This window comes from Vibrio sp. 1CM7H, from assembly GCF_023161645.1.
Taxonomy (GTDB): Bacteria; Pseudomonadota; Gammaproteobacteria; order Enterobacterales; family Vibrionaceae; genus Vibrio; species Vibrio diabolicus.
Window position 1 is genome coordinate 122,070 of record NZ_JALNTV010000004.1, and the last position, 23,591, is coordinate 145,660.

At 46.3% G+C, this 23,591-nt stretch carries 20 protein-coding genes and 1 pseudogene; 10 read left to right on the forward strand and 11 right to left on the reverse strand.

Annotated features, from left to right (window positions below; genetic code table 11):
- Positions 1-42: 42 nt before the first annotated feature.
- The 10 genes from spoT to MSG33_RS16280 all read right to left on the reverse strand — a co-directional run bounded on the left by spoT (position 43) and on the right by MSG33_RS16280 (position 11,201).
- Positions 43-2,163: a bifunctional GTP diphosphokinase/guanosine-3',5'-bis pyrophosphate 3'-pyrophosphohydrolase gene (gene spoT / locus MSG33_RS16235; RefSeq protein WP_005394948.1), complete on the reverse strand. Its 2,121-nt coding sequence runs from the start codon at positions 2,161-2,163 to the stop codon at positions 43-45.
- 39 nt (positions 2,164-2,202) lie between these two features.
- Positions 2,203-2,475, reverse strand: coding sequence for a DNA-directed RNA polymerase subunit omega (rpoZ, locus tag MSG33_RS16240; protein ID WP_005379346.1), 273 nt, complete (start codon positions 2,473-2,475; stop codon positions 2,203-2,205).
- Positions 2,476-2,656: 181 nt separating this feature from the next.
- Positions 2,657-3,280, reverse strand: coding sequence for a guanylate kinase (gene gmk, locus MSG33_RS16245; protein WP_005394946.1), 624 nt, complete (start codon positions 3,278-3,280; stop codon positions 2,657-2,659).
- A 285-nt stretch (positions 3,281-3,565) separates the two neighbouring features.
- The gene (locus tag MSG33_RS16250; protein ID WP_114323045.1) at positions 3,566-4,789 is read right to left on the reverse strand and encodes a hypothetical protein; all 1,224 of its coding nucleotides are present in this window, start codon (positions 4,787-4,789) and stop codon (positions 3,566-3,568) included.
- Positions 4,790-4,798: 9 nt separating this feature from the next.
- Positions 4,799-5,431, reverse strand: a complete 633-nt coding sequence (locus tag MSG33_RS16255; protein ID WP_006741809.1) for an energy transducer TonB — start codon at positions 5,429-5,431, stop codon at positions 4,799-4,801.
- Positions 5,432-5,435: 4 nt separating this feature from the next.
- Positions 5,436-5,843, reverse strand: a complete 408-nt coding sequence (locus MSG33_RS16260; protein WP_005379359.1) for a biopolymer transporter ExbD — start codon at positions 5,841-5,843, stop codon at positions 5,436-5,438.
- Between the two features lie 25 nt (positions 5,844-5,868).
- On the reverse strand, positions 5,869-6,396 hold the full coding sequence (locus MSG33_RS16265; protein ID WP_005379363.1) for a MotA/TolQ/ExbB proton channel family protein: 528 nt from the start codon (positions 6,394-6,396) through the stop codon (positions 5,869-5,871).
- A gap of 9 nt (positions 6,397-6,405) precedes the next feature.
- Positions 6,406-7,767 (reverse strand): MotA/TolQ/ExbB proton channel family protein, encoded by a 1,362-nt coding sequence (locus tag MSG33_RS16270; RefSeq protein WP_248381457.1) that lies wholly within the window; start codon positions 7,765-7,767, stop codon positions 6,406-6,408.
- Positions 7,768-7,770: 3 nt separating this feature from the next.
- Positions 7,771-8,535: a DUF3450 domain-containing protein gene (locus MSG33_RS16275; protein ID WP_104971145.1), complete on the reverse strand. Its 765-nt coding sequence runs from the start codon at positions 8,533-8,535 to the stop codon at positions 7,771-7,773.
- 65 nt (positions 8,536-8,600) lie between these two features.
- Complete coding sequence (locus tag MSG33_RS16280) at positions 8,601-11,201, reverse strand: TonB-dependent receptor (protein WP_048624621.1); 2,601 nt, start codon at positions 11,199-11,201, stop codon at positions 8,601-8,603.
- An 820-nt stretch (positions 11,202-12,021) separates the two neighbouring features.
- Between MSG33_RS16280 and MSG33_RS16285 the strand changes: the two genes are divergently transcribed.
- From MSG33_RS16285 to MSG33_RS16315, 7 genes and pseudogenes are all read left to right on the forward strand, one after another.
- Complete coding sequence (locus MSG33_RS16285; protein ID WP_248381458.1) at positions 12,022-13,047, forward strand: ABC transporter permease subunit; 1,026 nt, start codon at positions 12,022-12,024, stop codon at positions 13,045-13,047.
- 1 nt (position 13,048) lies between these two features.
- Complete coding sequence (locus MSG33_RS16290) at positions 13,049-14,092, forward strand: ABC transporter permease subunit (protein ID WP_006741815.1); 1,044 nt, start codon at positions 13,049-13,051, stop codon at positions 14,090-14,092.
- A 38-nt stretch (positions 14,093-14,130) separates the two neighbouring features.
- A complete protein-coding gene (locus MSG33_RS16295; RefSeq protein ID WP_053808672.1) occupies positions 14,131-15,957 on the forward strand; it encodes an extracellular solute-binding protein in 1,827 nt (608 codons plus the stop codon).
- A 9-nt stretch (positions 15,958-15,966) separates the two neighbouring features.
- On the forward strand, positions 15,967-16,824 hold the full coding sequence (locus MSG33_RS16300) for an ABC transporter ATP-binding protein (RefSeq protein ID WP_248381459.1): 858 nt from the start codon (positions 15,967-15,969) through the stop codon (positions 16,822-16,824).
- A 35-nt stretch (positions 16,825-16,859) separates the two neighbouring features.
- Positions 16,860-17,699 carry an ABC transporter ATP-binding protein gene (locus tag MSG33_RS16305; RefSeq protein WP_005394930.1) on the forward strand — a complete coding sequence of 280 codons (840 nt, stop codon included), beginning with the start codon at positions 16,860-16,862 and terminating at the stop codon, positions 17,697-17,699.
- Between the two features lie 167 nt (positions 17,700-17,866).
- Entirely contained in the window at positions 17,867-18,292 is a 426-nt protein-coding gene (locus MSG33_RS16310; protein WP_012841209.1) for a phosphate-starvation-inducible PsiE family protein, read from the forward strand.
- Positions 18,293-18,531: 239 nt separating this feature from the next.
- Positions 18,532-18,618 (forward strand): annotated as a pseudogene (locus MSG33_RS16315) (transcription elongation factor GreB); the annotation flags it as partial.
- A gap of 40 nt (positions 18,619-18,658) precedes the next feature.
- Here MSG33_RS16315 and MSG33_RS16320 read toward each other — a convergent pair.
- Positions 18,659-19,441 carry an AraC family transcriptional regulator gene (locus MSG33_RS16320; RefSeq protein WP_109168688.1) on the reverse strand — a complete coding sequence of 261 codons (783 nt, stop codon included), beginning with the start codon at positions 19,439-19,441 and terminating at the stop codon, positions 18,659-18,661.
- 168 nt (positions 19,442-19,609) lie between these two features.
- Here MSG33_RS16320 and MSG33_RS16325 point away from each other — a divergent pair, with 168 nt between their 5' ends.
- The 3 genes from MSG33_RS16325 to MSG33_RS16335 all read left to right on the forward strand — a co-directional run bounded on the left by MSG33_RS16325 (position 19,610) and on the right by MSG33_RS16335 (position 23,514).
- Positions 19,610-20,569: an ornithine cyclodeaminase family protein gene (locus MSG33_RS16325; RefSeq protein ID WP_248381460.1), complete on the forward strand. Its 960-nt coding sequence runs from the start codon at positions 19,610-19,612 to the stop codon at positions 20,567-20,569.
- A gap of 134 nt (positions 20,570-20,703) precedes the next feature.
- Positions 20,704-22,188 (forward strand): Na+/H+ antiporter NhaC, encoded by a 1,485-nt coding sequence (gene nhaC, locus MSG33_RS16330; protein ID WP_248381461.1) that lies wholly within the window; start codon positions 20,704-20,706, stop codon positions 22,186-22,188.
- A gap of 42 nt (positions 22,189-22,230) precedes the next feature.
- A complete protein-coding gene (locus tag MSG33_RS16335) occupies positions 22,231-23,514 on the forward strand; it encodes an FAD-dependent oxidoreductase (protein WP_248381462.1) in 1,284 nt (427 codons plus the stop codon).
- The last annotated feature ends 77 nt before the right edge of the window (positions 23,515-23,591 follow it).

The following is a 23,591-nucleotide window of genomic DNA, read 5'->3' on the forward strand; positions in this document are numbered from 1 at the left end:
GTATAAAAAATCGCCACCTAACAGAGTAGGTGGCGATAGAGGTTAGTTCTTTCTGCGTCTGACTCGGGTTGCTTGAGGCATTGCCTTAATCTTACGCATGATGCCAGCAAGGTGGACGCGATCTTTCGTCGTCAACAGCACAGTCACAGTGTACAAACGACCATCACGCTCTTCCGTTGAAAGACCATGAATGTTTGACCCTGTTTTCGAGATCACGTTGGTCAGTTCTGCAAGAGCACCTTGGTTGTTAAGCATGTCGACTTTAAGTTCAGCAATAAACTCTTTGTCGTAGTCGTCAGACCAAGCGACAGCCATATAACGGTCTGGCTCTTTCTGATAACCACGAACGTTCGGACATGTTTCTCGGTGAACAACCAAACCACGACCAGGCGATACGTGAGCAATAATGTGATCATCTGGGATAGGATGACAACAATTTGCAAACGTCAGCAATAAGCCTTCTGCGCCACGAATCGGAAGCTTCTTCTTCGAGTCCGTTGGGATTGAGCTTGTTGTCGTGAGCTCTTCGGTATCACCAAGGAGACGACGTGCAATCACAATACTCATCAACTCACCCAAACCAATAGCAGCCAATAAATCATCGATGCTTTCTAGGCGAAGATCATTCAAGACTTCTTGGATATTTTCTGGATAAATTGAATCAATCGAGTGACGACCAAGTGCGTGATTAAGTAGGCGACGACCTAAAGTAATCGACTCTTCACGACGCATTGTTTTCAGTACTTGACGAATCTTAGTGCGGGCACGAGAAGTCACGACATAGTTCAGCCATGCCGCATTCGGACGCGCACCAGGGGCACTGATAATTTCCACCGTCTGACCGTTTTTCAATGCCTTGCTCAATGGGTAAGGGTTACGGTCAACACGAGCACCAACACAAGAGTTGCCTACATCGGTATGTACGGCATAGGCAAAGTCGACGGCCGTTGCGCCTAAAGGCAATTCAACGATACGACCTTTTGGTGTGAAGACGTAAATCTCATCTGGGAAAAGATCGGATTTTACGTTTTCAATGAATTCGAATGAGTTACCTGCGCTTTGTTGTAGCTCTAACAGGCTTTGCATCCAACGCTGAGCTTTCACTTGCGCAGTGGTGCCAGACTTGTCGCCTTTGTCCTTATAAGACCAGTGCGCCGCGACACCTTTGTCTGCCATTTGATCCATATCTTCAGTACGGATCTGAACTTCAACAGGTACGCCGTGTGGGCCAACCATGGAAGTATGTAGCGACTGGTAGCCGTTCGCCTTTGGTACCGCGATGTAATCTTTCATGCGACCAGGACGTGGCTTATACAAGCTGTGTACTTGGCCTAAAACGCGATAACAAGTATCAGCGGTATCAACAACGACTCGGAACGCATAGATATCCATGATGGTGTGAAAGCGCTGTTCTTTGGTTTTCATCTTGTTGTAGATAGAGAACAGGTTTTTCTCACGACCAACGACGCGAGCATTCAAGCCGAAATCTTGCAGACGGCCTTCTATTTCGCTGTGAATACGTTGGATCATCTCTTTACGATTGCCGCGTGCCGCTTTTACCACTTCTTTTAGTACGCGGTAGCGGTTGGGATATAGCGCTTCAAAGCCCAGCTCTTCGAGTTCGGTTTTGATATTGTGAATACCAAGACGATGAGCGAGTGGCGCGTAAATCTCTAACGTTTCACGAGCAATACGACGTTTTTTATCTGGTCGAAGCGCGCCAAGCGTACGCATGTTGTGCGTGCGGTCAGCCAGTTTGATCAGAATGACGCGGATATCTTGCACCATGGCCAGAACCATCTTACGAAAGTTCTCGGCCTGAGCCTCTTTCCTATCGCGGAATTTGAGTTTGTCCAGTTTAGATACACCATCAACCAATTCTGCGACAGTGTTGCCGAATTTCTCTTCGAGATCTTCTTTAGTTACATCACAGTCTTCAATGACGTCATGTAGCAAAGCAGCTTGGAGGGTTTCGATATCAAGGCGCATTTCGGCCAAGATACGAGCCACAGCGACAGGGTGGATGATGTATGGTTCACCGCTAGAGCGGGTTTGCCCTTCATGGGCATCTCTCGCTACCACATAAGATTGACGCAGAGCCTCAATCTGAGGCTCTGTTAGGTATTCTTGGGCAACGTCTTTGAGGCTATCGAATAGATACAAATTATAGGCCCGGGAGGTTGTTGAATTCTAAAGTCAGAATTAACGGTTGTGAGCGATGCTGCTTACTGCCGCTAGCTCTGCCGCTTCTTGCTCTTGCTGTTCTTGACGTTCACGAGCGTCTAGAACTTCTTTAGTAATTAAACCTTCTTCGATTTCGCGTAGAGCGATAACCGTTGGCTTATCGTTCTCTTCTGGCACTAGTGCATCTTTACCGCCAGTTTGCATTTGACGAGCGCGGCGAGCCGCAATCAGTACTAGGTCGAAACGGTTGCCAACTTTTTCAACAGCGTCTTGAACAGTTACGCGTGCCATGAGGACTCCAAATAGTTAACTAAAATTTTAGAATGACGAGAAAGTATACAACCTAACTACTTTATTTACTAGCAATTAGACAAGCCACCGTTTGTGGACTTTCTCAGGTAGTTTATTGTGTTTTTCGCACTGAGCAAAAAACGAGAAATTCTTTATGTTTTACAGCGTGACTTTTTTGAAGTTACTCTGCTAACAACGCGTCAAGCATACCTTTATATTTAGCAGCTTGCTTTTCTTCCTTCAATCTCTCTGCACGCAAGATGGCTTTAAAGTCCATCAAAGCGGTATCAAAATCGTCGTTTACGATCACGTAGTCGTATTCGCTGTAATGAGAGATTTCTGACTTGGCTTCAGCCATACGTTTTGCGATCACTTCATCGCTATCTTGACCACGAGTGTTCAAGCGACGCTCTAGTTCACCGTTTGATGGTGGCAGAATGAAGATGCTTTTGGCTTCTGGCATTTGCTCACGGATTTGGCGTGCGCCTTGCCAGTCGATATCTAGAAAAACGTCGATACCTTTATTTAGCGTTTCTTCAATCCACACACGAGAGGTGCCGTAATAATTACCAAACACTTCAGCGTATTCTAGGAAATCACCTTTAGCGATCAGGGCTTCAAACTCATCTTTCGCTACAAAATGGTAGTGGACACCATTTTCTTCACCAGGTCGCATGTTACGCGTGGTATGAGACACAGACACTTTCATTGCGTAGGTTGGATTGCGTTCCAACATCGCTGAGATCAAGCTAGATTTACCTGCGCCGCTAGGTGCAGATACGATATAGAGAGTACCTTTGCCCATTGTACTGTTCCACTTTTGATTGGATTGATTGAGTGCCGAAGGAAAGTCCGACATTCTTATAACGATAGCACTGGCAATGATAAATCAACCACCAAAGGGATGGATATTGGTGATAATCCCGCCAGAAAAATGGAGGCGAAGAGTATCATGATCTCTATTTTGTTACCAGTTGATCTTTTCGTCTTACTTAAATGTTGAAAAGAGCTCGCGTGCGCACAAACAAACGAAAAAAGGGGAAGCTTTCACTTCCCCAGGCGTGCGACTGACTCACACTTAATCTTCAAATTATCCTTGGGATTCTAGGAAATTTATCCAAGGGCTAACGGTAGACCTAAATTTTGGCGATTGAGCCGCGCCTTTCATTGCCTGTAAGGCCTTTTGTGGCTGCTTAAGCTCGAAATAGGCCATTCCGCGAATGTATTCAAGTTCTGCCTTTTGCTCTTTAGAGGCATTCGATGCTGCGTTTTCTACAAAGCGAGTCGCTTCAGAATACTGCTTGTCTTGTACCATTAAGCGAGCAATCTGAATTTGCGTTTTAGCAGAAGGAGCGATGTTATATGACTTTTTATAAGCGAGAATCGATTTATCTAGCTCTTTAGCTTGCTGCCAGAAGCTGGCCAAGCGGTCATAGTTTTCCTTCGTCTTTTCAATGTTTCCAGATGCCATCTCCTTCTCAAGAGTTTTGGCCGCTTTATATGGAATACCTTGGTAAGCTAAGAAGTTTACAAAACGTAAGTACTCTTTCTCTCCTTCCAGTTTCCCCATTTTGTAAACCATTTCTAAGGTTGCTAAAGAGTTTTGCTCTTGACCCAACTCCATATAAACGCCAGAAAGTTGCATCCAGTAACGCTTTTTCTGAGGGTACTTTGAAGTAAGGGTTTTAAGCACACTGGCAACGCTTTTCAGCTGGCCTAACTCGTAGTGAGAGGCAACGAGAATTAAGTACCAAGACTCACTTGGGCTCTTGCTCATCGCAATTGCTTTTTTGGTTGGTGGGATTGCATTTCTGTAATCTTCCAACTGGACATAAGCGCTTGCTAACGTGATATAAGCATGAGCTTGAGGCTTCTCTTTGGTTGTTTCTGCAACTTTGAACCATTCTTTCATCGTTTTCACAGACAACGTGTACTTCTCTTCAGCTAGGTAAAGCTGAGCCAAGCTGTAGCGAACTTGTTGAGCGACTGGAACGGGAAGCGCATCGAGCTTTAATGCTTCGGCAAAGTATTTCGCGGCTTGCACATAATTGTCTTGTAGCGAATACAAAAAGCCCGTTTGCTGAAGTAAAACTGCTCGGTCGTATTTTTTCGAACTTGTGCTTTCTAAAGCGCTTGCTAATTTTTCTTTCGCTGCTGAATATTTTTCAGTTGCGATCAACTCTTGCACTTTGTTGACGGTTCGAAATGTCCGATCTGATAACTGAGGAGCTTCTTTTGCCATCGTAGGAGCGGCCATTGCCACTCCTGCGAAGAGAATTAAAGAAGCCACTTTGCTTTTCCATAAACTTTTCATCGTGACTCCTTAATTGGTTGAGAACTCTATTTCTTGCGATAGGCGTGAGCTAACAGGTTTCCCGTCAACCAATTTTGGTTTAAATGTCCATTTAGAGACTGTTTTTCTTGCCGCTCGACCGAGGCCTAAGCGTCGTGGTTGCTCTTTAAGAACTTTGATGTCCTCTACGGCACCACGTGCGTTTACAGTAAACTCTAGTAAGACAACCCCTTTTTCAATTCCTGCTTTCGCAGCCTTTCTAGGCATTTGAGGTTGGAATGTTGCAAGAGGGGTCGGACCTCCGCTACCCGCTAATTGTGCACCTCCACCCTGGCTATAATGTCCAAGCACCGAGCCACCTGTAACATTTACGGGTAGGTCAAGTTTTGGCATATCCATTGGGGTCTGCTCCATCACCGGTTTTACTGTCGCTGTCACTTTCATTTCTGGCGGCGGCGGCGGACGCTTAGGTGGTGGTGGTTTTGGAAGTTCGCGTTTTTTCTCCTGTATTTTTTCTTCTGGTTTAATGCGAATAAACTCGACCATACGCAGGTCATCATTCGACACTAACTCGTGGCGCTCTTTGTTTACTAGCTTGTCCATCCCCCAGAACAACCCGAGGGAGACAATGAGCGCCAGTGCAATTGAGGCCAGATACCGCATAAGCTTAATCCTTATTGGTTGCGGCAATGGAGATGCTTTCTACACCTGCCATTTTGATCTGGTCCATAACCTTCACGACTACGCCAGCATTTGCTTCAGTGTCGGCTTGGATAACAACTGCGCCATCAGGACTTTCTGCTCGAAGACGTTCAATGTTCGCGCGAACCGCGTCCACTTCGATGCGGCGTTTATCAACCCAAACATCACCCGCCGCACCAACTGCGACCATGATGTTACCTTTCTTAACGGTTTGCGCTGAGCTTGCCGTCGGACGGTTTACTTCCAGACCTGCTTCTTTTACGAACGATGTTGTTACGATAAAGAAGATCAACATGATAAATACGATGTCGAGCATCGGTGTCATATCGATAGCGGTTTCATCACTGCTATCACTGCTATAGCGTCTTTTCATGACCTATACCTCTAATTCCATTTACTCAGGCAATATGCTTTAGCTTATCTTCCAGCTTTTGCGTTGTGACTTTGGCTAAATGATCAAGACGTGAACTAAAGAACAGTCCTGATAGAGAAGCCACCATCCCGGCTAAAGTTGGGATTGTTGCCTTTGAGATCCCCGAGGCCATTGCTCGAGGGCTTCCTGTTCCTGTTACCGCTAATATGTCGAATACTTGGATCATGCCGACAACGGTGCCGAGTAGACCCAGTAGGGGACAAAGTGCAATCAATACTTTCACGATTGGTAGTCCCTTTTTATTCTCAATATCCTGACGAGAAACGATTTCTTGTCGGATCATCTTAGCGTTCCAACTTTGATGCTCTGAGCGTCCTTGCCATGAGCCAACGGCTTTTTTCATGGCTTTTGGAGCGACGGCAGCAAAATAGAACCAACGTTCTAACAATACTGCCCACAGCATAAAGCTGAGGATGAAGATGGCGACGAGTACATCGCCACCCATTCCCAAGAAGCGCCTAATTGATTCAAGTTCTCCAACTAACCACCACATAACGCCTCCTTAGCTTTCGGCTTTATGCAGTTTTTCCTGATAGCGAGCGATGAAGCCTGCACTCTGTTCTTCAAGAGTTTGAACCAAACGACGACCTTTGCTGTGTACGATGGTGTAAAGGAACAGCAATGGAATTGCGACAACCAGACCTAGCATAGTGGTAACAAGAGCTTCAGAAATACCGCCAGCCATCAGTTTAGGATCGCCGGTACCGAACAGAGTAATGGCTTGGAATGTGCCGATCATACCCATTACCGTACCCAGTAGACCAAGTAGAGGAGCTACAGAAGCAAAAAGCTTGATTGAGCTGATGAAGCGCTCAATGCTTGGAGCATTACGTAGAATGATTTCGTCCAGCTTCGCTTCCAGATCTTCAAGGTTGTCACCTTTGTGCTCTTGGTAAGCTTGGATAACTTCACCCAATGGGTTGCCAGGAATCACGGTTTCTGATTTCGCTTGCTTACGCATTTTGCCGCCAATCACTTGAAGACGTAGGAAGCAAATTAGAGCAATGATAGCGCCAACTGCACCCATACCTAGAATGACGTAGCCTACGATGCCACCTTGATCAATACGTTCTTGAACGGTAGGACTTTGCACAAGTAGAGACAAAATGACACCACGGGATGGGTCAATAAACAGTGGTTCATAGCTGTTTGACGCTGATTCAAAGCCTGCAACATGACGTGTAATATTGGTGCGAGGCTGTCGAGAGAGTTCTTCGAACTTACCTGTTTGAGGTACATAAGTGACGTACTTACCATCGGCAATCGCGTTAAATTCACCGACAAGAGTGACATCGCGAACCGCTTCTTTACCTTCGCCATAAACAACCGTTGCTTGGGTTGTTGCAGTTTCGCCAGAAGCAACCACTTGTTGAAGAATGGTATGCCAGAAAGCTTCTAGCTCTTGTGTTGACGGCAGTTCTTTACTTTCAGCCAGTTTCGTTAGTAGAGCGTCACGCTCTGGGAACTGAACAGCGTTTTGAGAGGCTGCAAATAAGCCCTTAAACTCTCCCGCATACTGGCGGACCACACCAAACATTTCGCCCAAAGTACCAGAGCGAACACGTAGGGTTTCTGTTAGTTCAGTCAGCTGCTTATCGTTTTCATCAAAGGTTGCTTTAAGTTGATCGCCCAGTGCTTGCTGTGCAGCTAGCTCTTCACGAGCCTGTTGCAATAATGCTGCTTGCTTATCTCGGTTGTTCTTGAACTCAGCTTCACGGGCTTTGTTCTCTTTCGACTCAACGATGCTTTCTGATTTTACGTTTTTAAGTAGTTCAGATAAGTTTTTAGGCGCTTCTGCTTGTACGCCAGAAACCATAAAGAAGCTCGCTAGTAGGCCAGCGGCTAGAGTTTTGAATCCTTTCATCTCTTATTCCTCCCCAGCAAATACAGGCAGTTTGATTAGCGCTGGTGGCGCTTGCTTCTTCGCGATACGAAGGCCTTGCTGTACCGCGATGCGGTAGCTTTCTGGTAATGTTTCCCATTGACGTGTTTGTTGGTTCCACATACCTGTCTCACCACCGTCTGGAGATTGGAATAGAAGTGCTGTGCGACCAATACGTAGGAAATCGTAAGTCACGGTTTCACCATTTCGGTCTAGGCTAGCTTTGTAAGATTCGATTGAGCGAGAGAAGCCTTCTTCAATTTGGTACGCTTCCATCACTTTACGGAATTTCTCTGAAGTTGTTACGTCGGCGCGATCCATGAGACGACGCAGTTCTTGGACACGTTTATTACGCTCTTTTTTCTGGAAAGGCAGATCGAGAGTCACAAATTCGTCGAGTGCATCGATCATTTTTAATGTAAGTGGCACCACTTCTGTTGCCGTTTGATCGATTTGAGCAATTTGGTTATTTAATGAGTCCAACTCGCCTTGCTGCGATTGAACCATACGGTTAATTTGCTCGTTGTAGACTTTCATACTGTCGATTTGACGAAGTAAGCCTTTGTATTCTGCCAACATGCCTTCAGTGCTTTCGGCATAGTTGTCGATTTTTTGTTGCGAAGCTTCTGAAGATTGATTTGCTTTTGCTTGTGTGGAAACGACAGCACCAGAGTTGGCCGCTACAGAGCTACTACTGATAGTAAGCAATGCTGCAGCTATGGCACTGAGACCAAATTCCTTGAATTTCATGGTTGCATCCTTGTCAGTGTTTTAGTCAGTCGAAAAGGGCGCGGAAAACCCGCGCCAAATACTTTTTAGAAGTCGTATGATGCCTCGATGTAAAGCTGACGGCCGATTGGATCGTCATATCCAGTTGCATAGAATGGAGAGGTATCATTTAGAGGATCGGCAGGCGGTACCTTGTCAAACATGTTGATAGCACCAAGAGTTACACGACCACTCTCGTTGAATTGGTAAGAAGCCGTTAGGTTCCATGTTGTCATGCTCGCGATTTCTGCTTTGTAACCAGCTTTCTTAGCAGAGTCACAGTCATCAAAGTAGTAACGGTTCGCATAGCTTGAACACATACGGTCACGGTATTTACCAAATAGGTTGATAGCGACATCTTCGTATGCCCAGCCAAGGTTTAACGTTGCGGTGTATTCAGGCATGAAATCTCTTTCATCCGTTACTGGCTCACTGTCGTTTTCTTGATATTCAGCAATCAAGATCTTAGTTACAGCTACGCGCGTATTGAATGAACCGAACTCATTAGTGTCGTAAGCATATTTCACAGCAAGGTCAACACCAGAACGCTCTTCATATGACTGGTTGACTGGGCCGTAAGATACGGACTTGATTGTACCGTCTGTATTACGAACTACTTCTGTGCCTGGGTATTTACCTGGATCGTTAATTACGTCTTGGTAAGTTGGTGCTGTTACGACGTCTTCCATCTTGATGTGGTACCAGTCAACGGTTACGCCAAGGTCATCCACAGGTTCCCAAGCTAGACCCAAGTTAATGTTTGTACTTGTTTCTTCTTTCAGCTCAGAGTTAGGGCCGTTAAGCGTATCGAAGTATTGAGTATCACACTCTGGGTACTTATCTTTATCTTGTGGGCCGCTACCACCAGCGTTGGCACAAAGCACAGGGTCAAAACCAGAGCCAAAGCCTCGAGTTTGATCGCCAAATAGTCGTTTCAAGTCTGGAGCTCGGAAACCTAGACCGTAGCTACCACGAAGCAATAGAGTGTCAGTAGGACGGTATGCTAGTGCTACTTTAGGAGTGAAGGCTCCGCCTGTTGCCGAGTCGTCGAAGTAGTGGTCATAACGACCAGCGACAGTCATTTCCAAATCTTCAATGATAGGAATTAGGGCTTCGACACCAAGACCAATCTGATCACGGTCACCGCCACCTGATGTTCCGCCTAGACCAGAGAAACCACCAGCCGCTGTTGTCGCATCAATCGTTTCGTTGTAGTCAGTACGGTTCCATTCACCATAAACAGCAAAGCCAGACATACCAGCAGGCAGTTCAACCAAATCACCGGCCAGTGAGCCGTTAACAGAGTAAAGCTTTGAGTAGGCTTCTTTGCTTGATGTGCCGCTGTATTTGTTTACAACGTCTTGAGAGATAGGCCCTAGAAGATCGACATCGCCATTTTGTACGGCTTGATCAAGAGTTAGGAAGATTGCTGGGTTGCTTGTTTCAACGCTTTGCTCAGAGTAACCAGCTGATAGGTCCCAATCATACGCATCAGCAAGCAGGCCGTTCAAGCCTAAGGTTAAGCCAAAAGAATCGGCTTCAGTGTTACTTTCGCGTGGGCCAAATTCGACCATACGGCGAGTGTATTCACCTTCGCCGCGGAAGTGAGTGGCATCAACTTCTACGCTGTAAGGGTTAGGTTCGAATTCAGATTCTGTAGACTTGTAGCCAAAACGGGCTTCTGCCATGGCAGTGACATTGTCGTTAATGTCCATTTCACCACGTAAAAGCAGGTCTACTTGTTTATTTTCTGGTTTCAACGTTCGGTATGCAGAGCGGTTAACACCACACTTGCCATCCGCTCGTTCAATAGCGGCATCACCAACGACTTCTTTACATGAAGAACCAGCATCAGCTGGTGTTAGAAGTGTTCCGTTTGCGCCTTCAAAGTTTGCACCGTAGCTAGAGTAACCACTTAGCTGAGAACGGCTAGAACCGTCATCGCCAGCCCAATCATCTCGGTCAGATTGCTTAAGCATTTCGTTGCCCGCAAATTGGCCAACGAAGAGAATACGTTTATCGTCAAAATCTTTACCGGCAACAACGTCTAAACGGCCATTTTGGTAGCCACCATCTGTTGCGTCACCCGCACGTACTTTTACAGAAACGCCATCAAAGTCTTTCTTTAAAATGAAGTTTACGACACCGCCGATCGCGTCGGAGCCGTAGATAGCGGAACCTGAATCAGTCATTACTTCAACACGCTCGATAGCGGCAACAGGGATTTGACCAATGTCTTGGAAGTTAGATGTGCCATCTTGAGCCAGTGGGTATTGAGGAAGGCGACGACCATCGATAAGAATCAATGTGCGTGAAGCGCCAAGACCACGTAAGTTGACTGACTGTGCTGCAGGTGTGAATGAGAAAGAGTTCGTTTGAGCCATTACACCACCGGTGTTTTGAGTCAAACTGTTCAACACGTCTTGCGCGCTGTTAAAACCTTTAGATTCAATATCTTTACTATTAATAACAGTAACTGGTGAAGGACCTTCCATATCCGTCGTGGAGATACGCGAACCAGTAACTTTCATCTTTTGAAGTTTTTCAACTTGTTGCTCTTCTGCCAGTGCTGTTGCTGGGGCTACGACTGCTGCTGTCCCCAACGCAAGGCTTATCGCAACAGATAAAGCGGTTGTGTTTTTATACATCCTTGTTGCTCCGATTATTATTATTTCCTATGTCTGGCCGCATAGCGGCCAATTGTGACGTTAATATTTCGTTAACGTTCGGCCAATGTATAACCGAGATGAAAAAAGGAAGTCAAACCAGTGGTAAACGGGGATGCTTAAATGTAAAAAAGATGTAAGTAACCAGGGTTGGTTTAAAAAGCGGAATAAAAAACTAAATAGCCTTACCAAGGCGACATCAAATTTCAATAAAACACCGTATTTTGTGTTTCTTATAAACTTTAATGACTTATCTTGCCTATGGTTTTTTAGTGGGTAATTGAATCTGAAAAAAGATATTTTTCCAGTGAATTGTTCTGAGATGAGTTTTATATCGAATCCATACTTTGGTGACTCGAACTTATAGGGTGGTATCAAAATATGATACCCATTGCTGTAAAAGGGCTCACTCGTATTTTTAGGTCAAATATACATGTAGTGGATATGTCTATTTATTCCATGTATTTGCATTTTTATGTAGGGTTTTGGCTCTAAACAGCCTAGATTGATATTCTGTGTGAATTATTTTTGTGGTTTTTTATAATTTTTTACAAAAACATTTCTGTTTTTCGACTTCGGAGGAAGTTTGTCATGTTTTGGTTTCAAACACTTGAAGCTGATGTGGATTCAAGATAAATATGACGCTGAAATTATTGCAGTAGTAGAAAAGTCTGGTTCTTGAAACGCAGGGAGTGTGTTTCAACAGTTTTAGTTACTACGAGATAAATATGCACCACTTTGGGCGGGGAACTTCCTCTTTCACTCCGCCTGAACTGGACAGTAGACAAGGAGCAAGTTGTATATGCTGTCGTACTTTTTACGCCGTTTGGCGTTGGTGATACCAACGTTTCTCGGGATAACTATTCTTATCTTTGCTATCACTCGTTTCGTGCCGGGCGGACCTGTTGAACGCATGTTGTCACAAATGCAGTCTCAAGGGGATGGTGCCGCATCAATGACGTCTGCTGGTGGCAATACCGCCCTTTCTGATGATCAAATCGCTGAACTAAATGCGTTTTACGGTCTGGATAAGCCAGTGACAGAAGCGTATGTGGAGTGGCTAAGTCGCTTGGTCGTGCTAGACCTTGGTGAGTCAACACGTTACTACGAGCCTGTCTCTGACATGATTGCAGAGCGTTTACCTGTGTCGTTATTTTATGGCGGCATGACCTTTTTTATCAGTTATTTTATCTCGATCCCTCTTGGTTATTACAAGGCGCTCAAGCACGGCTCTGTGTTTGATTCCGCTTCTTCAATACTCATCTTTGTGGGCTATGCCTTGCCTGGCTATGTGGTGGGTGTATTGCTAATCACGCTATTTAGTTATCACTTGGAATGGTTTCCGATGGGAGGCTTTGTCGGCGATGACTTCGACGATTACGAAACTTTCTTTGAACGCGCCAGGGACATCATGTGGCACGCGGTGTTGCCTTTAATCTGTTACCTCATTGGCGACTTTGCAACACTGACAATGACGATGAAAAACAACCTGATGGAAAACCTTTCTTCAGACTATATCCGTACAGCTATCGCGAAGGGCTTACCTTTCAAAAAGGCGGTTCGTAAGCACGCGTTGCGTAACAGCTTAATCCCAATCGCGAGTCACTTTGGTAACTCTTTGTTGTTCTTCATGACTGGTGCCTTCCTGATTGAAGTTATCTTCAATATTGATGGCATTGGCTTATTGGGTTACGAATCAATCATGGAGCGTGACTACCCTGTTGTTATGGGTATTGTCGCCATTAATGCGCTGTTGCTGCTCATTGGTAACATTATTTCAGATATTTGTGTTGCTTTAGTCGACCCACGTGTGAAGTTTGGAGCGTAACATGATTAAAGTTAGTCCATTAACTCAAAAGAAAATTCGCCACTTTAAAGAGATCAAACGAGGCTATTGGTCGTTTGTCATTCTCTCAATCATGTTGATCTTGTCGCTCTTTGCTGAACTTCTGATTAATAGTAAAGCGCTAGTTGTCAAGTACGATGGTAGCTACTATTTTCCTGTTGTCAGTGATGTCCGTTTAGGCAGTGAATTCGGCCAAGAGTCATCCAGCGAAGCGGATTATCGCGTACTGCAAAAAGCGTTTGAGGCCGAAGGGGGCGACAACTTTGTTATTTTGCCGCTTGTGCCATGGAACCCATATGAACAAGATTTTAGTGGTGATTTCCCGCCAACAGCGCCTAGTGCCGAAAACAAGCATTATTTAGGTACAGATGTGATAGGTCGCGATATTTTGGCGCGACTTGTCTACGGATTCAGAACGGCAATGGGATTTGCGTTGCTCACCATGGCAATTTCCTACGCGATCGGCACTGCAGTTGGTTGTGCTATGGGTTTTTGGGGCGGTAAATTTGACTTGTTTGTACAACGACTTATCGAAATCTGGTCAATGGTGCCGTTTTTGTACGTCATTATGATTCTTGTCTCAATCGTTCAACCGACGTTCGCTCTCTTTGTCGCTATTAACGTGCTTTTCACCTGGATGGGTATGACATGGTACATGCGGACCATGACTTATAAAGAAGCGGCACGAGAATACGTAATGGCGGCACGTGCTTTAGGGGCATCGACGGGACGTATTTTGTTTAATCACATCCTACCGAATACGATGGTGATGATCGTGACATTGGCGCCGTTCACTATTGCAGCAAACATCACTGCGCTGACCGCTTTGGATTATCTAGGTTTAGGTCTGATGCCACCAACGCCAAGTTGGGGGGAACTGCTACAACAAGGTAAGTCAAACTTAGACTCGCCATGGATTGTTGCTTCAGTGGTGACGTCAATTGTACTCGTGTTGGTAATGGTGACCTTTATTGGTGAAGCCATTCGAGCGGCCTTCGACCCGAAAAAATTCACACGCTATGTTTAAGCGAGCATTGTGAGCAAAACATAAAAAAGGGAAGTTTTATGAAGAAATTATTTTTAGCGTCCACGCTGAGCGCCCTGAGTTTTGGTGCAATGTCAGCAACGCTTCCGACTGACTTAAACTGGCAAACAAACTGGGATGAGCCTCAATATGGTTCGCCTGAAGCGAAACGTGGAGGGACCTATCGCACCTTCATGTCAAGTTTTCCACAGACGTTACGTAGTGTTGGTCCAGACGCCAATGCGGGGTTGCGTTCCTTTATCTTGGATGAAACCCCTGGATTGGTGGTTCGCCACCCAGACACTTTAGAGTTCATCCCTGAACTTGCTAATGAGTGGGCGTTAGCTGGCGACAATAAAACCGTCTATTTCAAACTCAATCCAGAAGCCAAATGGTCGGACGGCAAGCCTGTGACTGCCGACGATTTTGTATTCATGCTTAAGTTTTATCGTTCTAAGGATATCCTAGAACCTTGGTACAACGATTATTACAACAAAACCATTGCGGAGGTTATTAAGTACGACGCTCATACGTTTGCTGTTAAGGCCGCGAAAGAGTTCAATCCGGAAGAATTATTGCTAAGAATGGGGGCTTTACGCCCACGTCCCGCACACTTTTATGCCAATCCTTCAAAGGACGAAAATGGTGATGGTATTCACGATAATTTTGTCCGTTACTACAACTTTAAAAGTGAACCAACGACCAGTGCGTACTACCTAGATGATATCAAAAAAGGTAGAAGTGTGACTTTCAAACATGTTGGTGAAGATTGGTGGGGTTACAGCAATAAGTACTACCAAAATCGCTACAATGTCGACAAGATTCGCATCACGGTGATCCGCGATAGCGATATTGCGATGAAGCATTTTGAAAAGGGTAAGTTGGATGCATTTGGTCTGGTTCTGCCAAGTCTATGGCACGATAAATCGAACACAGAACCGTACCAAAAAGGCTACATTCAAAAGTTCTGGGGTTACAACCAATTTCCAGTCGGTGCGGGCGGCGTATGGATGAACACCGCGATGCCTTTACTGGATGATTTAAACGTTCGCAAGGGCATTACTTACGCAATTGATTTTGATGGCATGATTGAGAACATCATGCGTGGTGACTACTCCCGTAAGCCAAACCCGACCGGTTATGGCCATGGTAAATATACCCTACCAGACGCGAAAGCACCGAAATTTGACCCAGCAAAAGCGGCCGAGGCATTCGAAGCCGCAGGCTTTAACAAAATTGGTTCCGATGGTATTCGTGTCAATGACAAAGGTGAGCGTTTAAGCTTCGAGCTGACCTACGGAACACCTGTTCATACTCCTCGTATTGCTTTTTTGCGTGAGCAAGCCAAGCTAGCAGGGTTGGATATTGAGCTCAAGTTGGTTGATGGCTCATCCATGTTCAAATACGTCCGTGAGAAAAAGCACGATTTGGCTTTCTTAGATATGGGTACGTCCGAGATCCCAACGTATTGGGAGTACTTCCATTCAGTCAATGCGAACAAGCCGCAAACTAACTCTTTCACAAACTACAGCACGCCAGAGCTGGATGAAAAGATCATCGAGTATCGTTTTAGCATGGATATGGATAAAAAGATCCAGCTAGGTCATGAGATTCAGCGTGACATCATTGATGCGCACGTTATCGTAACAGGCTACATGATTCCTTATGTCCGCTACGGTCACTGGCGCTGGCTAAAGTTTCCTGATAAGCCAATGAATCGCATGACAGAGGCGTTGTTCAGTGGTGGCATCATAGGGGATGGCACTTACTGGATTGATAGCGATATCAAGAAAGAAACCAAACAAGCGATGAAGTCAGGTAAAGCTTTTGAACCTGTCGTCGTCGTAGATGACACTTATAAGCTGTAAGGATTGGTTATGGAAAACGATGTAATCCTAAGTGTTAAAGATCTCGAAGTTGAATTCACCACCGATGAAGGACCAGTGAAGGTGCTGCATGGTGTGAACTTTGATGTGAGAGCTGGACGTACACTCGGTCTGGTGGGAGAGTCAGGTAGTGGTAAGAGCGTAACCTCAATGTCGATCATGGGGCTTTTACCTAAGCCATATGGCAACATCATCAAAGGTGAAGTGAATTATCGCGGCACCAACCTAGTTGATTTGCCTGCGGAAGAGATGTACGCCATGCGTGGCGATCGCATTTCGATCATCTTCCAAGATCCGATGACGGCGCTCAATCCAGTACACACCATTGGTCGCCAAATATGTGAAGTGCTTGAACTTCATCGACCTGAGCTCGACAAAAAGGAGCGGGAGGCTTTCTCGATTGAGATGCTGGCAAAAGTCAAAATCCCAATGCCAGAGAAACGATTGAATGAGTATCCCCATAACCTATCTGGCGGTATGCGCCAGCGTGTCATGATCGCGATGGCGTTGGCCTGTAAGCCGGACATTCTGATTTGTGATGAACCGACTACGGCGTTGGATGTTACGGTTCAGGCGTCTATCCTTGAACTGATGAATGAGCTTCAGGAAGAAACAGGCATGGCGATGATCTTCATTACTCACGACCTCGGGGTTGTGGCAGAAGTGTGTGATGATGTTGCCGTGATGTATGGTGGGCGTATTGTCGAAAAAGCAGAAATTTTTGAGTTGTTTGATAACCCGCAGCACCCATACACAGAGCGTTTGATGGGGTTGATGCCGAGCTTAGATAATGAGCCGAAGCAGATGATCGATATCAAGCCTATTGATGCCAGTATGTTTGCCAGTTAACTGGGCAAAGTGAACGAGTCATAAAAGAGGATGTTATGGCAAAAGAAGTATTAAGAATTGAAAATCTTAAGCAGCACTTTGTTTCTGGTAAAGGGCTGTTCAAGAAAGGCTACACCATCAAAGCGGTAGACGGGGTTTCACTGTCTGTTTCTGAAGGTGAAACACTGGGACTAGTTGGTGAGTCAGGTTGTGGTAAAAGCACCCTTGGGCGCACGATCTTAAAGTTATACGAGCCAACGGAAGGTAAGATTTTCTTTGAAGGTAAAGACATCACTAAACTGTCTGTCAAAGAGATGCGATCGCTGCGTAAAGACATGCAAATCGTCTTTCAAGATCCAATGGAATCACTCAATCAGCGTCATACCATCGGTATGATTCTAGAAGAACCGTTTGTTATTCATAAAATCGGTACGCCAGCCGAGCGCAAACAGTGGGTAAAAGAGCTTTTAATCAAAGTGGGCTTGCCAGAAACGGCAGTCAACCGCTATCCACATGAGTTTTCAGGCGGCCAACGTCAGCGTATCGGTATTGCTCGTGCGATTGCATTGAAGCCTAAATTACTGATTTGTGACGAATCGGTATCTGCGCTAGATGTATCGGTACAGGCACAAATCTTGAACCTATTACTACAACTGCAACAAGAGATGAACTTGGCGATCATCTTTATCTCTCACGATCTCTCTGTGGTGAAACACGTTTCAGACAAAGTTGCCGTGATGTATTTTGGTAAAGTGGTAGAAGCAGGCAGCGCGAAAGAAATTTATGCAAACCCGCAAAACGAGTACACCAAGAAACTCCTATCTGCGATTCCGATCACCCACCCTAAATATCGGAAGAAAAAGCGCCTGGCTGAAAAAAAGCAGCAAGTGGCGTAAGTGATGCCACAGGTCCTATAACACAAAAACGCTCCGCCAAATAAGCGGAGCGTTTTTATAGGCCTATGTTAGGTCTCTTGGTGTCGATTGGCGCTGAGTATTATGATTGATTGAAGATCGTTGCATGCTAAACTCAAGGCCTATCTTCTTTGTCTGGATAATGGACCATGCCGTCGAATTTACCAAAATCCTTTAGTCGACCGTTCCTGAAAATCTTCCATATTTTGGAGGCGGTATTATTAGTCTCTATTACCTTGGCGACGCTGTACGCCATGATGCAAGAGTTTGTGCACGTATTTGTAGAGAAGCGTGTCTTACTCACGGATATTCTTTTGATGTTTATCTATCTGGAAGTGCTCGCCATGGTGCAGCAGTTCGTGATGAACGGAAAAATTCCGGTACGCTATCCTATCTATATCGCGATGATGGCGATCGCCCGCTATATCACACTAGGAATGAAAGAACTGGATGCGGTTTTGGTTGTGTGGTTATCTCTGGCAGCGTTTATCTTAGCTGCGGCAACCTTGCTCATCAGAGTCGGGCATCATTATTGGCCCTACGTTGATAACAGAACCTTGGAAAAAGATGAATAAAAGAAAGCTCCGCACTAGCGGGGCTTTTTTGTTTCAATACTCGATGACTTTTGGATCATTCAATATTTTGGAACTGTCTTTTTGAGCGTGTGTTTTTATTAAAAAAACAAAACATTAAGCTTTTTATTCATATTTGAAGACTTTTTGAATCAGTTTGGACACTAGAAAACTGCATTGTTAATGCTGGTGGCCTGTTCATGGATAGATATACAGGGGCAATGCCCATGAGGGGTCTAAGACTAAAAATAGAAGTCGACGAGGAGTTTAGCGTCAAAACCCCAGAAGGTTACAAAGAGTGGTTTGTGAACGCCATTCGCTACTCATAAATGACGTTGTTCAGCCTGTAGTTAGGCCTAGTGCATACGTTTAGCGCGACTTTCGGCGTACGTCACTAGGCGAATGCTGAAAGCTGCGTTTGTAGGCACGAGAAAAACTCGACAGCTGCGCAAACCCGACTTCGGCGGCAAGTTCTGTCATAGGCATATGGCTGTTACGCAGCAAAAATTGTGCTTTTTGCATGCGTCTCTGCATCACGTATTTTTGTGGTGTCACTCCAAACTGCCTTTGGCATAAGCAGTAAAAATGGCTTTCGCTGAGGTGCATCGCCTGAGCTAGCTGAGCATTGGTTAACGCCGTCGAAATGTTTTGATCGATATACGTATTCAAATGGCTGGCTTCTAAGCGACGATGCGGGGCTGGTGGTGTGACACTGGATGACATTTGCCCAAGCTGCGTTAAAAATAATGACACGAGCTGGCAGTTTATCTGTGGTGACATTTGCCCCTGACTGACTTTCTGCGCAGCAAAATCCAGCAATATCTGACTTTCTGTACCCAAGTCTAGGAAGTAAGGCTGCTGAAATACCGATTCCTTTAATGACAAGTTACACGCTTGTTCCAGCGCTTGAATGTAAGGGTCAGCCGGCGCTAAGTCGATGACTAATAACTCACTATCTTCACTTAAGCCATTATAAAAATGGGGGGCATTATCGGGCACTATCGCCACTGTGCCATGGCCTATATTTCCACTTTCGCGTTCAAACTCGCACGCCATTGTGCCTCGCCAGCCTAACAATACCTGAGCGTAGCTGTGCAGGTGTTGGCCCTGGCGTCTGGCAATAACATTTCTTCTTATCTGAGTTTGATTCACAGTGAGTTTCCTACTTGTATCCGCGCGCTTAGTTTGCCCAATGTAGCTTTTCCTTTCCCAAAGTTTTTCAGTTCCGGAGTCTGGGTTAAATACCGCAGAGTCTCGGGCAAATGAATAGCGCTATTAATAGATAAAATAACAATATATTAACAAGGAAGGAAGAATGACATGCAACTTAACCAGCAACAGGTTCGCGATGCACTAGCTTGGCTACCATTGGTCGACGCTTTAAAAGATATTTTTACCCGTGATGTAACGGCGCCTATTCGTCACCATCACACGATGAATGTGCCGCAAGACCCTAGCGCGACCTTGTTATTAATGCCGGCATGGATTGAAGGTGAGTACTTGGGCGTAAAACAGGTGAATGTCTTTCCGGGGAATTCTGCGCGTAATCAACCTGGACTCAGCAGTCACTATTTACTGAGTTGTGGTCAGACAGGGCAAATGCTGGCTCAGATCGATGGCAATGAGCTCACCGCGCGCAGAACTGCGGCGGCCTCGGCACTGGCTTCTCGTTACCTCTCGCGTGAAACGGCCAGCAAAATGTTGATGGTTGGGGCAGGACGCGTTGCACGACGCCTAGTACCAGCTCATATCAGTGTACGTCCAATTGAAACTGTTCATGTGTGGGATATTAATCCGGCTGCGGCAGAGCAATTGGCTACAGAATTGCGTGATGAGGGCGTTGATGCCATTGCATGCTCCGATGAGCAACTGGAAACGGTCGCGCGTGAAGCCGATCTCATTAGCTGTGCAACGCTTTCAACCGAGCCCCTCATTAAAGGTGAGTGGCTGAAGCCGGGCGCGCACTTAGATTTGGTGGGGAGCTTTACGCCGACAATGCGCGAGACCAACAACGAAGCGTTACAGAGAGCGAATGTATTCGTGGATGTGAAGGCGGCGGCACTGGTTGAAACGGGCGAGTTGATCATGCCTATCCGTGACGGAGCGATTACCGAAGAGAAGATTTTAGCGGACTTTTCGGTGTTGTGTCGTGGCCAACATGCAGGACGTGCAGAGCTCGACGAGCCAGAAACAGCGATCACGTTGTTTAAATCGGTTGGCGACTCTCGTGAAGATCTGGCGGGCGCGATTCTGGCTTATCAGTCAGTGCAGGGTGCGTAAATCGTAATCAGGCCGACGCATATCTTGGCTTTTCTTTTGCCCTGCTTGCGGCTTTGTTATCCGCTATCAGGCTTTCCATGCGCGCCGCACCTTTTCAGGTGCGGTCCCTCGCGACGTGATTTGGAAAAAGACCTATGACTAAAAAGAACTCAGATTATATGGCGCCGCCACCACTAGGCTTGGCGGTCGTACCGATTATCCTCACTATTGGCTTGTTAGCGACACAGATTTTTTATTATGACGACTTTACTCCACATATCGCGTTAGCTATTGGTTTTGCTATTACCGCGTTAGTTGGCTGGTACCAAGGCCTGCGTTGGCAGGACATCGAATCCGGTGCATTCCGTGTCTTACACGTGGCGATGCCCTCCATTGCAACCCTTATTGTGGTAGGGATGCTGGTAAGTACGTGGATAGCCAGTGGCACAGTACCGACTCTTATCTATTACGGTTTAGTCTTGATTGAACCAGAGTGGTTTTTGGCAGCCACCATGCTGTTGTGCTCTTTGGTATCTCTTTCGATTGGTTCGAGTTGGACAACCGTGGGCACGGTCGGGCTGGCGTTGGTTGGAATCGGTTTTGCGTTTGGTATTCCAGCATATTGGACGGCGGGTGCCGTTGTCTCAGGCGCTTTTTTCGGCGACAAGATCTCACCGTTATCGGATACCACTAACCTTGCTGCCGCCGTAACCGAAACCAATGTATTCGCTCATATTCGTAATATGATGCCGACAACCATTCCAGCTATGCTGATCGCTTTGACGCTGTACTCGATTCTTGGTGGTGTGGTGATGGGGGATGCGACCTCTGACGCTCAACAACAGCTACAACAAATCACCGCGATTCAATCGGGCATGGAGAGTCATTTCTTACTCGGTTTGTTGCCTTTACTGCCGCTCTTGGTGGTGATGCTATTGGCGTTTTACAAAATAGCACCGATCCCAGCCCTGTTTATTGGCTTTTTTCTCGGCGCTGGTGTCGCGGTTCATAATTACGATTACAATCTGAATGACATTCTCACGTTTGCCCACAGTGGGTACAAGATAGAGACCGGATCGGCCGCGTTGGATAACTTACTAAATCGCGGTGGCGTTACCTCAATGACTTGGGTGATCACTTTGATGATGTTTGCGTTGGCATTTGGTGGTGCACTGGAGCGGACTGGGTGTTTAGAGTCGGTCGTGAATGCCGTGATGAAGTCGACACGAGGCTTCAAAGGGTTACAAACGAATGCCATTCTTACTTCCGTTGCGACCAACGCCGTATCGGGTGATGTGTACCTCTCGATTGCTTTACCTGGGCGTATGTTTGGGCCGCAATATGACAAGTTGGGCTATAGCCGACTCAATCTTTCCAGGGCGATTGAAGAAGGGGGCACCTTAGTCTCGCCATTGATCCCTTGGAATGCAGGTGGTGCATTTGTGATGGGAACTTTGGGGCTGATTGTCGCACCAGGCGATTACAGTGCTTTGTTGTATGCACCGTTGGCGTTTGCTTGTTGGTTATCACCTGCGATTGGCATTTTATACGCCCAGACAGGGTGGTTCTCAAAGCGTGTGGAGCAAGAGGCGCCGGCAAGCACAGAGCCTGTCTCACCAGCGAGTAGCAGTACCCATTAAACCGTAGCCAATACATTCTTTAGCTAAGCCAGTAGGTAGAACATGACACAATCCGCGAAACATACCCCTTTTAACGACAAGCCCACCGTTGCGGTAGTGGGGGCTGGAGTGGTGGGGCTTTGTACCGCCCTAGAAGCACAGCGTCCTGGCTTTCAAGTCACTTTGTTTGACAAGGGTTTGCCGGGTGAAGGCGCTTCGTTTGGTAATGCTGGCTATTTAGCAACAGAACTGATTGATCCTCTGGCAACGAAAAAGACACTGGCTGCCGCGCCAAGGATGTGGATGGATCCCAAGGGGCCGTTGGCCCTTCCTTGGAAGTATTTACCCCAAGCCCTGCCTTGGTTGGCGCGTTTTGTTCGCTCTGCTTCTTCTGCACGAGTGGAGGCCAGTCGACAAGCGCTCTACCAGCTCAATCAAGCGGCCGTTCCTGCTTGGCAACGCTGCTTGGCTGATATAGGGGCCGAAGAATATCTTGTTCCGTCAGGTTACCTGTTGGTATGGGAGTCGGAAAATAAGTTAGACGAGGCCAAAACGCATGCTGCTTACCTTGCTCAATGGGACATCGAAAGTGTCCTACTGCAAGGTGCACAACTGAGGGAAAAAGAGCCAGAGCTGGCTGAGACTGTCAGTCACGCTCTGTTTTTCCCTAATGCGTGTCGAGTGAAAGATCCTTACTTACTGTCGAAACAACTGTTTGCGGTTTTTCAAGCGCGCGGTGGGCGTTTTGAACAAACAGAAGTGAGTGAAATTCTTCCGCAAGAGAATGCTGTTGGGGTGGTCACAGCGAAGAGTCAAAATAAGTTCGAGCACGTGGTACTTTGCACCGGCGCTTGGGGTAAGCCTCTGTTAGAACAAACAGGGATATCTGTTCCACTTGAAGCGGAACGCGGGTACCACCTGACGATAGAGACTGCCGACATGGAGACGCCGCCACTCCAACATCCGATTGGCTCTGCGGAGCGTAAATTTGTGATGAGCCCTTTGGCGTCTGGCTTAAGGGTGGTTGGGATCACTGAAATAGGTGGCTTGCGTTTACCTGAGTTTGCTCGCAGGTTTAATGTGCTGCGCCATCACAGTAGGCAACTATTGCCACGATTAAACAACCCTGCTCTTAAAGTGAGTGAGTGGATGGGACATAGACCGACTCTGGCGGATTCGTTGCCAGTGATAGACCAGCACCCGCGTCATCCACGGTTATTGTTTGCCTTTGGGAATCAGCACTTGGGGCTGACTCAAGCCGCCATTAGTGCAGAGTTGGTTATTAGCCTATTGCGCCAAGTGGAGCCTGAGTTTGACATGAAGCCGTATCGGGTAGACCGATTTTAAGACCCAAAGACAGCAGATAGTAGCGTGATAAAAAAGCCCTTTTAATTAAGGGCTTTATACATGGGCATGGAACTGGT

Excerpts from the sequence above, each read along its gene's own strand:
- rpoZ (WP_005379346.1), bottom strand. The coding sequence starts at position 2,475 with ATGGCACGCGTAACTGTTCAAGACGCTGTTGAAAAAGTTGGCAACCGT.
- gmk (WP_005394946.1), bottom strand. The coding sequence starts at position 3,280 with ATGGGCAAAGGTACTCTCTATATCGTATCTGCACCTAGCGGCGCAGGT.
- MSG33_RS16250 (WP_114323045.1), bottom strand. The coding sequence starts at position 4,789 with ATGAAAAGTTTATGGAAAAGCAAAGTGGCTTCTTTAATTCTCTTCGCA.
- MSG33_RS16255 (WP_006741809.1), bottom strand. The coding sequence starts at position 5,431 with ATGCGGTATCTGGCCTCAATTGCACTGGCGCTCATTGTCTCCCTCGGG.
- MSG33_RS16260 (WP_005379359.1), bottom strand. The coding sequence starts at position 5,843 with ATGAAAAGACGCTATAGCAGTGATAGCAGTGATGAAACCGCTATCGAT.
- MSG33_RS16265 (WP_005379363.1), bottom strand. The coding sequence starts at position 6,396 with ATGTGGTGGTTAGTTGGAGAACTTGAATCAATTAGGCGCTTCTTGGGA.
- MSG33_RS16270 (WP_248381457.1), bottom strand. The coding sequence starts at position 7,767 with ATGAAAGGATTCAAAACTCTAGCCGCTGGCCTACTAGCGAGCTTCTTT.
- MSG33_RS16275 (WP_104971145.1), bottom strand. The coding sequence starts at position 8,535 with ATGAAATTCAAGGAATTTGGTCTCAGTGCCATAGCTGCAGCATTGCTT.
- MSG33_RS16280 (WP_048624621.1), bottom strand. The coding sequence starts at position 11,201 with ATGTATAAAAACACAACCGCTTTATCTGTTGCGATAAGCCTTGCGTTG.
- MSG33_RS16285 (WP_248381458.1), top strand. The coding sequence starts at position 12,022 with ATGCTGTCGTACTTTTTACGCCGTTTGGCGTTGGTGATACCAACGTTT.
- MSG33_RS16290 (WP_006741815.1), top strand. The coding sequence starts at position 13,049 with ATGATTAAAGTTAGTCCATTAACTCAAAAGAAAATTCGCCACTTTAAA.
- MSG33_RS16295 (WP_053808672.1), top strand. The coding sequence starts at position 14,131 with ATGAAGAAATTATTTTTAGCGTCCACGCTGAGCGCCCTGAGTTTTGGT.
- MSG33_RS16300 (WP_248381459.1), top strand. The coding sequence starts at position 15,967 with ATGGAAAACGATGTAATCCTAAGTGTTAAAGATCTCGAAGTTGAATTC.
- MSG33_RS16305 (WP_005394930.1), top strand. The coding sequence starts at position 16,860 with ATGGCAAAAGAAGTATTAAGAATTGAAAATCTTAAGCAGCACTTTGTT.
- MSG33_RS16310 (WP_012841209.1), top strand. The coding sequence starts at position 17,867 with ATGCCGTCGAATTTACCAAAATCCTTTAGTCGACCGTTCCTGAAAATC.
- MSG33_RS16325 (WP_248381460.1), top strand. The coding sequence starts at position 19,610 with ATGCAACTTAACCAGCAACAGGTTCGCGATGCACTAGCTTGGCTACCA.
- nhaC (WP_248381461.1), top strand. The coding sequence starts at position 20,704 with ATGACTAAAAAGAACTCAGATTATATGGCGCCGCCACCACTAGGCTTG.
- MSG33_RS16335 (WP_248381462.1), top strand. The coding sequence starts at position 22,231 with ATGACACAATCCGCGAAACATACCCCTTTTAACGACAAGCCCACCGTT.